We start from the raw sequence: 13,580 nt of genomic DNA, 5'->3' as shown, positions 1-13,580 counted from the left end.
CTACTTCAGGTGGGTGTCGACGTCGATCAGGGAGCGCTCGCGCGGGTCGAGGAGCACGCCCTCGACATCGGTGGCGATGCCCTGGACGACCTTCTCGTGGACCAGCGGCACCACGGCGTCGGTGCGCAGGATCTGCGCCTCGGCGGCCATGATCTTCTGCTCTCGCTTCGTCGTGTCGCCTTCCTCGGCCGCGGACTTGATGGCCTGGTCCACCTTGGCGTCCTTCAGACGGGCGATGTTGTACACACCGTCGCTCGTGTAGTCGCTCGCCAGGTACGCGACCGCGTCGCCGGTGTCGAGGAGGGTGACCCGGGAGAAGACGAGGGCGTCGTACTTGCCGGCGAGGAGGTCGGACTCCATCTGCGTGTACTCGCGTACGTCCTGCCGCACGGTGAACCCGGCCTTCTCCAACTGCTGTTGCAGGACGGTGGCGGCCTCGGGCAGTTCCGCGCGGTTGGTGTAGGTGGCCAGGCGCAGGGTCTTGCCCTTCGTCTCGGCCTTGACCTGTGCTGTGGTCGCGGCCTTGGCACGGCCGGTGACCTCGACGCGCTTGCCTGCCGCCCAGGGCACGGCGGGCCCGAACAGGCCCTGCGCGGGGTCGGCGTACCCTCCGAAGACCGAGTCGACGAGTGCCGAGCCGTCGACGGCCTCGCGGGCGGCCGCGCGCAGCGCCGGGTCGGTGAACAGGCCGCTGCCCGTGTTGAGGACAAGGCTGTCGGTCCGTACGGACGGCACCTCGTGACGGGTTTTCGCGTCCAGCAGCTTCGCCTGGGCGGTGGGGATCCACTCGGCGATGTCGACGTCGCCGCCGCGCAGGGCGTTGGCGCGGGCGGTGCCGTCGGCTATCCAGGTCACGTCGATGCCGGAAGCCTTGGCCTTGCCGCCCCAGTAGCCGTCGTAACGGTCGAGGGCGGCCTTGGACTTCCCGGTGAGCTGTGTGATCTCGAAGGGGCCCGTCCCGGTGCCGACCGGGCTGACGGTGCCGTCCTTGCCGTACGCCTTGCCGGAGAGGATGGCCAGCGCCGGGCTGGCCAGGCGCAGCGGAAGCACCGGGTCGGCGGCCTTGGTGCTGATCGTGACGGTGTCGGCGTCGTCGGCCTGCGCGGTGAGGGCGACATCGCTGAGGACGCGGGGCTTGGGCTCGGCGGCGTCCGCGTGGTCGAGGGCGTTGACCACGGACTCGGCGGTGACCGGCGTACCGTCCTGGAAGGTGGCCTTGCGCAACTCGAAGGTCCAGGTGGTGGGGCCGACCTGCTTCCAGGACTTCGCCAGCGCGGGCGCGGCGGCGCCGTTCTTGTCCAGAGCGGTGAGCCCTTCGGCCACGGAGAGCTTGCTCAGCACGGTGGCGTCGTTGCTGTACGGCGACAGCGCCTGCACCGGCGGCACCGCGAGCGCGATCCTCAGCCGCCCGGCCGACCCGCCTTCCCTGCCCGAACCGGAGCCCTGTTCGCCGGCCACGAAACATCCGGCCAGCAGCGGGGTGAGAGCAAGCGTCAAGAGGAGACCGCGGGAGGTCGTGCGCATGGGTGTCCTGTCATGCGAGAGGGTGTGTGGATCCCTGCACGCCAGAGGGGCGAGGGGAACCTGGCCAGCATATAAGGCAAGCCTAACTTGATCTACCTCGGTAAGTGAATTCTCAACGAATGAGATCGGGGTACAGATCACGCCATCCTCGACGGATGGCTTTACCATGACGTGACCGGGCTCACCCTCGACCCGGCTGGCCCATGATCCGGCTTCCGCCCCTGCACCAAAGCCTTGGCGGCGCCCCCGTGAACAGCCCCGTCGGTGGGCACCGCAACCCGGCTTCGCGGGAGGCAGACGGTGACGGACGTCAGGATCGGCCGCAGGGCATTCCTGCGCGCCATCGGCGGAGCCGCGGCAGGCATCGCCGCCACTTCCACCACCGCATGCGGCGACCGTGCCCGAAACAGCGGCGACGCCCCCAGGAGCAGCAAGACGCTCGTCGTCCGCGACATCGGCGGCGCCTACGGCGAAGCAAACCGCAAGGCGGTCTACGAGCCGTTCAGCAAAGAGACCGGTATCAAGGTCGATGTGGTCAACATCCCCCGGTACGCGCAGATGCTCGCGCAGATCAAGGAGGGCCGGCCGCAGTTCGACCTCATCGACATCGACATGAGCGCGCTGGCTCGTTTCAAGAGGGCCGGCGCCACGCTGGAGCTCGACTACGACCGGCTGGAGAACGCCAGGAACGCGGGCATCGCCGACTCGCTGCTCGCCTCCCACGGCATCGGCAAGAACTACTGGGCCAGCGTCATGGCCTACCGAACCGACCGGTTCGACGGCAGAGCGCCCCGGTCATGGGCCGACTTCTGGGACACGGGCGCGTTTCCGGGCGGCCGGGCCCTGCAGAGCCCGGACGCGGGCCCGCCGGAGCTGGAGTTCGCCCTCCTCGCCGACGGCGTCACCCTCGACCGGCTCTATCCCCTCGACGTCGACCGCGCCTTCCGTGTCCTCGACGCCGTGAGGGACGACGTAAGGGAATTCTGGGCCGACGGCGCCACGCCGGGTGACCTGCTGGAACGCGGAGAGGTCCTGCTCTCCAGCGTCTGGCACGGCCGCCCGAACGCGCTCATCAAGCAGGGCGCACCGCTGGCGTACCAGTGGAACGGCGCCCGCCGTCAGAGCAGCGGCTTCGGCATCCCCAAGGGCGCACGTAACGTCGACGCCGCCTACCGGCTCATCGACTTCGCCCTGCGCCCCGAGGTGCAGTCCGGTTTCGCCAAGGCCTATCCCGTGGGCCCGGTCGTACCCGCCGCCTACAGGTACCTGCCCAGAGAGGCCGCGGACCTGGCCAGCTCCCCGGAGCACCTTTACACCGGTTTCGACCTCGACGTCGACTGGTGGGTGAAGAACATCGAAGCCGTGACCAAGCGCTGGCAGGCATGGGCGCGGCCCTGACACGGCGGGAGCGGGCCCGGCCCGCGTGACCTCGCCCTCCCGAAGCCACCGCCCCGTGCGCCGCGCCGGAGGAACGTCCCGTGAAGAGGAAAAGCGTCACTGATCGGTTGTCCGGTCTCTTCGGCGGTCGGCACCCTCGTGCGGGGTCCCCCTCCGCGCCACGCGGGCGCGGGGATCGACTCCGGGAACCCGCTGCCCCGTCGCCGGGGCCCCGGGCGCGTTCCGTGCTGAACGCGCGCAGCGTGGCAGGGCAGGTGTTCCTCTGGCAGTTGGTGCTGGTCGCCCTGTTCGCCGCCGCGGCGGGCGTGGCGCTGGTCCTGCAAGCCCGGTACACGAGCACGCAGGAGGCCCGCGGGCTCTCACTGGGGGTCGCCCAGACCTTCGCGCGTGCCCCCGGGACGGTTGAAGCGATGAAGTCGGCCGACCCGACCGCCGTACTGCAACCCCGGGCCGAGGAGACACGCGAGCTGACGGGCGTCGACTTCGTCGTCGCGATCGATCCGCGGGGATACCGCTGGACCCACCCGGACCCGAGACTGATCGGGGAACATGTCTTCGGCCTGCGCGAGGGGGCGGCTGCCGGCCGGCCCTTCACCCAGGATTTCGAAGGCAGCCTCGGCCTGGCTGTGGAATCCACAGTTCCGGTCTTCGACACCGGCGGGGAGCGGATCGTCGGCTTTGTGTCGGTCGGGGTCACGGTCAAGAGCGTGAACGCCGTCGTGCGGCACCAGATGCCGCTCCTGCTCGGTTCCGTCGGCGGCGCACTGGCCTTGGTCACGGCCGGTACCGCGCTGGTGTCGCGACGTCTGCGTCGCCAGACCCACGGTCTGGACCCGGCCGAGATGACCCGGATGTACGAGCACCACGACGCGGTGCTGCACGCGGTACGGGAGGGGGTCCTGATCGTCGGCGGCGACGGACGGCTTCTGCTGGCCAACGACGAGGCACGGCGGCTGCTGGAGCTGCCCGCGGACGCCGAGCAGCGCCGCGTCACGGAACTGGGCCTGGAAGCGGGGACCACGGAGCTGCTCCGCTCGGGCCGGACCGTCACTGACGAGATCCATCTGGCCGGTGACCGACTGCTCGCGCTCAACATCCGGCCCGTCGACGGGCACGGCGGCCAGCGTGGCAGTGTGGCCACGCTGCGCGACACCACGGAGTTGCAGGCCCTGGCGGGCCGGGCAGCGGTGACCGGAGAACGGCTCCGCCTGCTGTACGAAGCGGGAGTGCGCATCGGCACCACGCTGGACGTGAAGCGCACCGCCGAGGAACTGGCCGCCGTGGCGGTCCCCCGATTCGCCGAGGTCGTCACGGTCGACCTTCAGGATCCGGTCCTGGAGGGTGACGAACCGGTCGGGCCAAGCCCTGAGATGCGCCGCACGGCGGTACACGGGGTGAAGGGGGCCTGGCCGCTCTACCCGCTGGGCGAGCTCATCCGCTTCCTGCCCGGCAACCCCACCGCCGTCAGTGTCCAGCACGGCCGGCCCGTCATGGTCTCCGACCTGGCCGCCTCGCACGGCTGGCGGACCCAGGCCCCCGAACGCGCCCGGCGCATCCTGGATGCCGGTATCCATTCCCTGATCACCGTGCCGCTGCAAGCCCGCGGCGTGGTGCTGGGGATGGTCAACTTCTGGCGTGTGGAGCAGGACGCCTTCGGAGAAGAGGACCTGGCCTTCGCCGAGGAGCTCGCCGCCCGTGCCGCGGTGGCCATCGACAACGCCCGCCGCTACACCCGCGAGCACGCCCTCGCCGTCACCCTGCAGCGCAGTCTGCTGCCACGATCCGTGCCCGACCAGTCCGCCGTCGAGGTCGCCCACCGCTATCTGCCCGCCCGGGCCGGCGTGGGCGGCGACTGGTTCGACGTCATTCCGCTGCCCGGGGCCCGGGTCGCGCTGGTCGTGGGCGACGTCGTCGGCCACGGCCTGCACGCCGCGGCCACCATGGGCCGGCTGCGCACCGCGGTGCGCACCTTCTCGTCCCTCGATCTCCCACCGGAGGAGTTGATCAGGCATCTGGACGAGTTGGTCACCCGGGTCGACAGCGAAGGGGACGACGACGGGCGGAACGACAGCGGCGGAATCACGGGAGCGACCTGCCTGTACGTCGTCTACGACCCGGTGGCCGGGCGGTGCTCGCTTGCCAGGTCCGGGCACCCGGAACCGGCCCTGGTACACCCGGACGGCACGGTCGAGCAGGTGCAGGTGCCTGTCTCCCCACCGCTGGGGCTGGGCGGCGGCCTGCCCTTCGAGAGCGCCGAAGTCACCCTGCCCGAGGGCTCCCAGCTGGTCCTGTACACCGACGGTCTCGTCGAGGACCGCAACCGGGACATCGACACCGGTCTCGACATGCTGCGCGAGGCCCTGGCAGGCTCCGGCCGGACCCCGGACGAAACGTGCCAGGCAGTCCTCGACGCCCTGTTGCCGGCCCGTCCGAGCGACGACATCGCCCTGGTCGTCGCCCGGACCCGCCTGCTGGACCCCTCCCAGGTCGCCGACTGGGAGGTGCCCGCAGATCCGGCCGCCGTCGCCGGGATCCGAGCCGATGTCGCCCGCCGCCTGACGGAATGGGGGCTGGAGGAACTCGCCTTCGCAACCGAACTCGTGATCAGCGAACTGGTCACCAACACCATCCGCTACGGCGCCGAGCCGAGACGGCTGCGGGTCCTCCGGGACGGCACCAGCCTGATCTGTGAGGTCGCCGACGGCAGCAGCACCTCACCACATCTGCGCCGGGCGGCCGACACCGACGAGGGCGGGCGGGGCCTGTTCCTCGTCGCCCAGTTCACGCAGCGCTGGGGCACCCGCTACCTGCCCCGCGGCAAGGTCATCTGGACCGAGCAGTCGCTCCACAGCACGTCGGCCGAACCCGACGCGGACATGGCCGAAGCGCTGCTGGACCAATGGAGCGACGCGGACTGGTGATCGCCGTGACGCGCGGTCAGGACCTGGCATGACCGGCGCCCGCGCCTCGGGGCTCAGAACGCCGTGTAGCCTCCGTCCACGGGCAGGACGGCACCGGTGACATACGAGGACTCCGGACAGGCGAGGAAGAGAACCGCGTCGGCGACCTCCTCGGGTGTGGCGAGCCTGCGGAGCGGGATGGAGTCCTCTCTGACGCGCCGGTAGGCATCAGGGTCGGGGCGTCGCTGGAACGAGGCCTCGATGATCGGCGTCATGGTCAGACCGGGCGCCACCACATTGACTCGGATGCCGCGGGGCGCCCACTCGACGGCGGCGCCGCGGGCGAGCGCGATGAGGCCACCCTTGGCGGCGGAGTACAAGGTCTGGTTGGGCATGCCCACCATCCCGAGGCGAGAGCTGACGCACACCATCGACCCTCCGGACCGGGGAGCCAGCGGCATCAGGTGCTTCATGACCAGGAAGGCGCTCAGGAGGTTGCTGTGGAGCAGGTCGCGTGCGTCATCGGCGGTCGTCTCCGAGAGCGGGCCGGACTTCTGAAGTCCATGGCAGAGGACGACCACTCCCACGTCCCCGAAGTGATCCGCCGCTCTGGCGGCGAGTTCGGAGACGAATGCCTCGTCGTTGAGGTCGCCCGGGAGGTAGCGGTCGTCCGCGTGGCTCTCGGGCAGCTCGGGTCGCCGTCCGGTGAGCAGCAGGTTGGCGCCCTCGCGGCGGAAGTGGGAGGCCACCGCCTGACCGATGCCGCTCGATGCTCCGGTGATCACGGCGTTCACGCCTTGCAGTCTCATATACGTTCCTCTTCGGTCGCGAGCGGGCCGGTACGGGTGCCGGCGGCCGTCAGGGCACTACCTGGCCGCTGCCCGCGACGATCTCCGGGCGGAGCAGGTCGGTGAGCGTGTCGGCGGGCAACAGGCCCTTCTCCAGGACGAGTTCGGCCACGCCCCGGCCGCTGACGAGGGCCTCCTTGGCGATGTCGGTGGCCGCCGTGTACCCGATGTGCGGATTCAGGGCGGTCACCAGGCCGATGGAGTTCTCCACGCTTCGGCGCAGCGCCTCGGTGTTGGCGGTGATGCCGTCCACGCAGCGCTCGGCCAGGGTCAGACAAGCGGCCCGCAGATGGGTGATCGACTCCGAGAGGCTGTGCAGGATGATCGGCTCGAAGGCGTTGAGCTGGAGCTGTCCGGCCTCGGCGGCCATGGTGATGGCGACGTCGTTGCCGATCACCTCGAAGGCGACCTGGTTGACGACCTCGGGAATGACCGGGTTGACCTTGCCGGGCATGATCGACGAACCGGCCTGCACCGGCGGCAGGTTGATCTCACCCAGGCCCGCGCGCGGCCCGGACGACAGCAGCCGCAGGTCGTTGCAGCTCTTGGACAGCTTCACGGCGATCCGCTTGAGCACGCCGGACATCTGGACGAACGCCCCGCAGTCCTGGGTCGCCTCGACCAGGTTGGCGGCGGTGACCAGCTGGAGCCCGGTGATCTCGGCGAGGTGGCGGCGGGCCGACTCGGCATACCCGGCGGGCGCGTTCAGCCCCGTACCGATGGCCGTGGCGCCCAGGTTGATCTCATGGATCAACTCCACCGCCTCCGCCAGCCGGGACCGGTCCTCATCGATCATGACGGCGTACGCGGAGAACTCCTGGCCGAGGGTCATCGGCACCGCGTCCTGCAACTGCGTACGGCCCATCTTGAGCACATCACGGAACTCGACCGCCTTGCGGGCGAAGGAGTCCTGCAGCACGGACATCGCCTTGAGCAGACCGCGCACCGCGAACACCGTCGCGACCTTCACCGCCGTCGGGTAGACATCGTTCGTCGACTGCCCGAGATTGACGTCCTCGTTGGGGTGCAGGTACGCGTACTGGCCCTTCTCATGGCCCAGCAACTCCAACGCCCGGTTGGCGACCACCTCGTTGGCATTCATGTTCGTCGACGTGCCGGCGCCGCCCTGGATCACGTCGACCACGAACTGGTCGTGCAGCCTGCCGGACCGGATCTCACGGCACGCGGCGACGATCGCGGCAGCCTTCTTCGGGTCCAGCAGACCGAGCTCCTCGTTGGCCAGAGCGGCGGCCTCCTTCACAGCGGCCAGGGCGTCGATCAGGTGCGGGTAGGCGGAGATCGGCGTCCCGGTGATCGGGAAGTTCTCCGTGGCCCGCAGGGTGTGAACACCCCAGTAGGCATCGACGGGAACGTTCCGATCACCCAGCAGATCGTGCTCAATGCGGGTGACGGCGGTCATGGGGCTGGGGCCCTCTCTCGGGAGGCATGGTGGGGGGCCTTCCGCGACGCTGCGCGGAAGGCCCCCGCGGTGTCACCGGTGTCGGACCTGCTCAGAGCAGGCGATCCTTCGCCTTGTAATAGGCTCCGCCGAACGGCAGGAACCAGGCGGTGCCGTTGTAGAAGGGGACGGGCACCTTCGGGAAGCCGAGGCCGCGCATCGGATTGGCCTCGGGCTTGCCGTCCATCATCTCGGCGACCGCGCGGCCCATGTAGGTGGCCATCTGGACGCCGTGGCCGCAGTAACCCATGGAGTAATACAGGCCGTTGACCTCGCCCGCGTGCGGGATGCGGTCCCAGGAGAAGCCGACCATGCCGCCCCAGACGTAATCGATGCGCACCCCCGCCAGCTGCGGGAAGATCTCGGTCATCTCCCGCTTGAGGATGTCACCGCTCTTGATGTCGGAGGCCGGGTTGGAGGGAGCGAAGCGGGCCCGGCCGCCGAAGGCGAGGCGGTTGTCCGGGGTGAGGCGGACATAGTGGCCGACGTTCTTGTGGGCGACCAGCAGGCGGCCGTTCGGGATGAGCTCCTTGGCGCGTGCCTCCCCCAGGGGTTCGGTGACGATGATGAAGCTGCCGACGTTGATCAGCCGCTTGCGGAACCATGGCATCGACTGGTCGGTGTAGGCGTCCGTCGCCGCCATGACCTGCTTGGCACGGATGGTGCCGTGCATGGTCTCCACCAGGAAGCCGCCGCCAGGTAGACGGGTGAGGCCGGTGGCGGCGTTGCGCTCGTGGATGTCGGCGCCGGCCCGCTCGGCGGCGTCCGCCAGGCCGCCGACGAACTTGCCCACGTGCAGGCCCGCGCTGTCCGGGTCGAGCAGGGCGCCGTGGTAGTAGTCCGAGCCGAGCTCGGCCCGGAGTTCGCTCTTGCTCAGGACGATCGTCTCGTGGCCGAAGTTGTCGGCCAGGTCGCGCTGCTTGGCCCGCAGGCCGTCGAAGTGGCCGGGCTTGCAGACCGCGCCGAGCCGCCCGGAGCGGTTGAAGTCGCAGTCGATGTTCTCGGTTCGGGTGAGCTCCTCGACGAGGTCGACCGCGTCGCGGAAGGCGTCGTAGAGCTCACGGGCCCGCTCCTGCCCATAGCGCTTGCGGGCTTCCGCGGGGCTGATGGTGATGCCCTGGGTGCACATGCTGCCGTTGCGCCCGGAGGCGCCCGAGCCGACCTTGTCCTTCTCGACGAGGACGGTCCGGGCGCCCTTGCGGGCGGCGTGGTAGGCGGTGGACAGCCCTGTGAGGCCGCCGCCGATCACCACCACGTCCGCCTCGTCGGGCAGGTCCTTGCCGGAACGGTCGGGCAGGGCGGGGGCTGTGTCCAGCCAGTAGGGGATCTGCTTCATGGCGTGCGTCCTCTGTCCTTCTCAGTCCTGTGTCGCCGGTGCGCCGTGGGTCAGCAGCCGAGGAGCTTCGGCAGGCCCGACAGGTCGGGCAGCTCGTCGTACGGCTGGTAGTCGGCGCTGCCCTTGCGGCCGTAGCGGTTGATCCACACCCGGCGCTTCAGGCCGAGGTCGCGGGTCGGGATGTGGTCGTACTCCCAGCCCTGGGCGACGTGGATGACCTGTGACGCTTCGACGCCCATGGTCCGGAAGGCGTGCTTGAAGGTCTGGCGGTCCGGCTTGTAGGCACCGGCCTGCTGGGCGGTGATGACGTAGTCGAACTCGACGCCGATGTTCTTGACGTTCCGCGCGATCAGGTTGTCATCGGAGTTGGAGATGATGGCGATCTCGTACTTGGTCTTCAGCTTCCGCAGGGCCTCCGGGACCTCCGGGAAGGGGCCGAAGGTGGGGACGGCGTCCACGAGGGCCTCGCCGTCGGTCTCGCGGTACTCCAGGCCGTGCAGGCGCATCGCGTTGCGCAGGCTGGAGTGCAGGACCTCGTGGTACGGGCGGTACGCCTCCAGGACGGCCTGGAAGCGCATGACGCGGAAGTCGTCGAGGAACTCGTCGACATCCAGGTTGTCCAGATCCAGCCGGTCCTCCAGGACCTTCAGGGTCGTGGGACCGAGCTCGAAGTTGATCAGGGTCGCATAGGCGTCGAAGGTGACGATCTCTCGCATGGTGTCCAGCCTTGGTCTCTCGCGGTTTTCAGAGGGGGTGGGGGCTTCAGACGACGCGTTCGCCGGGGGTGACGATCGCGTCGAGCACGGCCAGGTCGGCCGGGCTCGGTACCCAGTCGGCCGCCGCCGCGTTGGCGGTGACCTGCTCGGGGGTCATGGCTCCGCAGATCACGGAGCCGACGGCGGGCAGGGCCGCCAGTGCGCCGACCGCGACCTGGAGGAGGGTCAGGCCGCGCTCGGCGCCGTATGTGGTGAGCGCCTCGACCCTGTCCAGGGCCGCGTCGGTGAGCCAGCCCTGCCGCCAGGACAGCCGGCTGCCGGGCGGGGGCTCCTCGCCGCGCCGGTACTTGCCGCTGAGCAGGCCGTTGGCCAGCGGGTAGTACGGCAGCAGACCGACGCCGTGGCGCAGGCAGGCCGGGATCAGGTCCTGCTCCACGCCGCGGTCGAGCAGGTGGTAGCGGGCCTGGGTGGAGACGAAGGCGTCGGTGAGGTGCTCGGCCGGGAGGTTGGAGCAGCCGACGTACCTGATCTTGCCCTCGTCCACCAGTTCCTGGAGCGCGGCGACCGTCTCCTCCAACGGCGTGACGCCGTCCGGCTCGTGGTACTGGTACAGGTCGATCCGGTCGGTGCCGAGCCGGGTCAGCGATGCCTCGACCGCGTACCGGATGTAGGCGCGCGATCCGCGCGGACCGTACAGGTCGGCGTCCCGGCCCATCTCCATGCCGAACTTGGTGGCCAGCACCACGTGGTCGCGACTGCCCTTGAGCGCGGCCCCGAGGAGCCGTTCGCCGTCGCCGCGGGAGCCGCCCCGTTCGCCGGACCCGCCGTACATGTCGGCGGTGTCGAACAGGGTGATCCCGGCGTCGAGGGCGGCGTGGACGACGGCCTTCGTGCCGTCCTCGTCGAGGCGGGCGCCGAAGTTGTTGCCGCCGACGCCGACCGCCGAGACGGCCGGGCCGCGCTCTCCGAGCGTGCGGTATCTCATGACCGGTTCCCGAATCCGATGCAGACGTTCTTGGTCTGCAGGTAGCTGTTCAGGCCTTCGAGACCCTTCTCCCGGCCCCAGCCGCTGTGCTTGTAGCCCCCGAAGGGGAGCTCGACACCGGTGCCGACGCCGGTGGCGTTGACGTAGACCTGGCCGGCCCGGATGCCCTCGGCCATACGCATCGCCTTGTCGATGTCGCGGGTCCACACGTACGAGGCGAGGCCGTACGGGCTGTCGTTGGCGATCTCCAGGGCCTCGGCCGCGTCGTCGAACTCGATGACCGTGACGACGGGGCCGAAGATCTCCTCGCGGGCGCACCGGGCCTGGTTGTCCAGTCCGGTGAGGACGGTCGGCTGGACGTAGTAGCCGTCGGCCAGGGCGGGGTCGGCGGGGGCGCCTCCGCCGGCCCGTGCCACGGCGCCTTCCTCCCGGGCCAGTTCCAGGTAGCCGAGGACCCGGTCCCGCTGCCGTGCGGCGACGAGGGGGCCGACGTCCGGGTCGCTGAGACCGGGCCCGATGCTGAGGGAGGCGGCGTGCGCGACGAGCTTGTCCAGGAACTCCTCGGCGCCGCGCTGGAGGAGCAGCCGGGTGCCGGCGGAACAGGTCTGCCCGGCGTTGCCGAACGCGGAGGCGGCTACCGCGCCGAGCGCCAGGTCGAAGTCGGCGTCCGCGAAGACGACGACCGGCGACTTGCCGCCCAGTTCGGTGACGGAGGGCACCACGTTGGCAGCGGCGGCCTGGGCGACCTTGATACCGGTCGGCACCGAGCCCGTGAAGGTGACCTGGTCGATGTCCGGGTGGCCGGCGAGGGCCGCGCCGGTCTCGCCGTCGCCGGGGACGACGTTCAGGACGCCCGGCGGAAGACCGCACTCCAGGGCGATCCTGCCGATCTCCAGCGGGGTGAGCGGCGCCTCGGGTGAAGGCTTGAGCACCACCGTGCAACCCGCGGCCAGCGCCGGGGCGGAGCCCCGCGCGGTGTTCTGGAGCGGGTAGTTGAACGGGATGATGTGGCCGGAGACGCCGATCGGCTCGCGGACGGTGTAGTCGAGCAGGCCTGGCCCGAGGGGGATCGTGGTGCCGCCGAGCTTGTCGGCGACGCCCGCGTAGAACTCGAAGTAGCGGGCCGCCGCCTCGACATCGGCCTTCGCCTGGCGAAGCGGCTTGCCGACATCCTGGCTCTCCAGGCGGGCCAGCCGTTCGCCCTGGTAGCGGATGGCCTCCGCGATCCGGTAGAGGATGCGCCCCCGGTCGGCGGCACGCATCCCGGCCCACTCGGGAGCGGTGAAGGCGGCGCGCGCGGCGGCCACCGCCTGGTCCACGTCAGCCTTGCCGGCCAGCGCCACCTGGGCGATGGCCGTGTCGTTCGACGGGTCGAGGACGGTGAAGGAGCGTCCGTCGGCGGCCGGGACCTGCTTGCCGTCGATCAGCAGCTCGGTCAGCTGCAGTTCGCCGCTCATGGCTGGATCTCCCCCAGTACCTCGCCGAAGATGACGACCTCGTCGCCCGGTCGGACCGTGCGGATCCGGCGGACCCAGAGCACGATGCCGTCCTGTGGCGCGCTGACCTCTTCCAGCGTGTTGCCGTAGTGGTCGGTGATGGTGGCGATCAGATCGCCTTCCTTGCAGGTCTCCCCCGGCTCGGCGCGGGCGACGAAGAAGCCGCCGGCGGCGGAGCGGGCGAACGTGCCGGATACCGTCGTGTAGGTGTCCCGCAGCTCCGCCGCGCCGTCGATCAGGCCGAGGCTGCGCAGGATGTTGCGGATCGACTTCATGTGGTGCTCGACGTTGGCCTCGCGGTACGTGGCGCCGCCGCACTCGATGGTGATGGCGGGCTTGCCGGCCTCGAGGACGGGGTGGCGGACCGTGCCGCCCCACTTGCCGCCCTTCCAGACCAGCTCGTGCCCGGCAGCCAGCGCCAGATCGGTCGCCAGGTCCTCGTAACCGCCCTGCAGGATGACCAGCGGGGCGATCTCGCCGTAGGCGCCACCGGTGTGCAGGTCTACCACCGCGTCGACGACGGGGACGACCTGCTCGACGAAGGTGGCCGCCAGACGCTGCGAGTACGAGCCCTCCGCGTCGCCGGGGAAGATGCGGTTGAGGTTGAGGTGGTCGATGCCGCTGGCGCGGGCGGCCGCCTCGAACGCCGGGGTGTTCAGGCAGGGGATGCCCACGACCGTGCCGCGCAGGGTGGCCGGGTCGATGTCGGCGAGCACACGGCGGATGGCCTCCTGGCCGTCGTACTCGTCGCCGTGCACGCCCGCGTCCACACACAGGACCGGGCCGTCATGGGCGCCGTTGACGACGATCAGCGGAATGCCGAGCTCCACGCCGTAGCTGCTGGTGCCGACCGGGATCAGGCCCTGGGCGCGCTCGCCGGGGGCGACGGTCAGCGGACCGATGGAGTACATGTGGTTC

Annotated in this window: 10 protein-coding genes; 2 read left to right on the top strand and 8 right to left on the bottom strand. The window is 70.3% G+C overall.

Annotated elements, in window-relative coordinates; all coding sequences use genetic code 11:
* Positions 1-1,524, bottom strand: a complete 1,524-nt coding sequence (locus ACZ4UU_RS29785; RefSeq protein WP_471906455.1) for an ABC transporter substrate-binding protein — start codon at positions 1,522-1,524, stop codon at positions 1-3.
* 300 nt (positions 1,525-1,824) lie between these two features.
* Here ACZ4UU_RS29785 and ACZ4UU_RS29780 point away from each other — a divergent pair, with 300 nt between their 5' ends.
* Positions 1,825-2,922, top strand: coding sequence for an ABC transporter substrate-binding protein (locus ACZ4UU_RS29780; protein ID WP_471906454.1), 1,098 nt, complete (start codon positions 1,825-1,827; stop codon positions 2,920-2,922).
* A 224-nt stretch (positions 2,923-3,146) separates the two neighbouring features.
* Complete coding sequence (locus ACZ4UU_RS29775; protein ID WP_471906453.1) at positions 3,147-5,843, top strand: SpoIIE family protein phosphatase; 2,697 nt, start codon at positions 3,147-3,149, stop codon at positions 5,841-5,843.
* A gap of 53 nt (positions 5,844-5,896) precedes the next feature.
* On the opposite strand, the gene ACZ4UU_RS29770 is transcribed toward ACZ4UU_RS29775, so the two are convergent.
* The 7 genes from ACZ4UU_RS29770 to ACZ4UU_RS29740 form a co-directional block, all read right to left on the bottom strand.
* Positions 5,897-6,631: an SDR family NAD(P)-dependent oxidoreductase gene (locus tag ACZ4UU_RS29770; RefSeq protein WP_471906452.1), complete on the bottom strand. Its 735-nt coding sequence runs from the start codon at positions 6,629-6,631 to the stop codon at positions 5,897-5,899.
* Between the two features lie 49 nt (positions 6,632-6,680).
* The gene (aspA, locus tag ACZ4UU_RS29765; protein WP_471906451.1) at positions 6,681-8,090 is read right to left on the bottom strand and encodes an aspartate ammonia-lyase; all 1,410 of its coding nucleotides are present in this window, start codon (positions 8,088-8,090) and stop codon (positions 6,681-6,683) included.
* Positions 8,091-8,181: 91 nt separating this feature from the next.
* Positions 8,182-9,465 carry an NAD(P)/FAD-dependent oxidoreductase gene (locus ACZ4UU_RS29760; protein WP_471906450.1) on the bottom strand — a complete coding sequence of 428 codons (1,284 nt, stop codon included), beginning with the start codon at positions 9,463-9,465 and terminating at the stop codon, positions 8,182-8,184.
* A 50-nt stretch (positions 9,466-9,515) separates the two neighbouring features.
* Entirely contained in the window at positions 9,516-10,181 is a 666-nt protein-coding gene (locus tag ACZ4UU_RS29755; protein WP_471906449.1) for a haloacid dehalogenase type II, read from the bottom strand.
* Positions 10,182-10,227: 46 nt separating this feature from the next.
* Positions 10,228-11,166, bottom strand: a complete 939-nt coding sequence (locus ACZ4UU_RS29750) for an aldo/keto reductase (protein ID WP_471906448.1) — start codon at positions 11,164-11,166, stop codon at positions 10,228-10,230.
* The gene (locus ACZ4UU_RS29745) at positions 11,163-12,623 is read right to left on the bottom strand and encodes an aldehyde dehydrogenase family protein (protein ID WP_471906447.1); all 1,461 of its coding nucleotides are present in this window, start codon (positions 12,621-12,623) and stop codon (positions 11,163-11,165) included. The genes ACZ4UU_RS29750 and ACZ4UU_RS29745 overlap by 4 nt, the downstream gene beginning before the upstream one ends.
* A complete protein-coding gene (locus ACZ4UU_RS29740; RefSeq protein WP_471906446.1) occupies positions 12,620-13,573 on the bottom strand; it encodes a succinylglutamate desuccinylase/aspartoacylase family protein in 954 nt (317 codons plus the stop codon). Before ACZ4UU_RS29740 ends, ACZ4UU_RS29745 begins: the two co-directional genes overlap by 4 nt.
* Between the last annotated feature and the right edge of the window lie 7 nt (positions 13,574-13,580).

This window comes from Streptomyces sp. NPDC028907, from assembly GCF_055564995.1.
The sequence above is the reverse complement of the archived record's forward strand: the minus strand, read 5'-3'. Positions and strand labels throughout refer to the sequence as shown.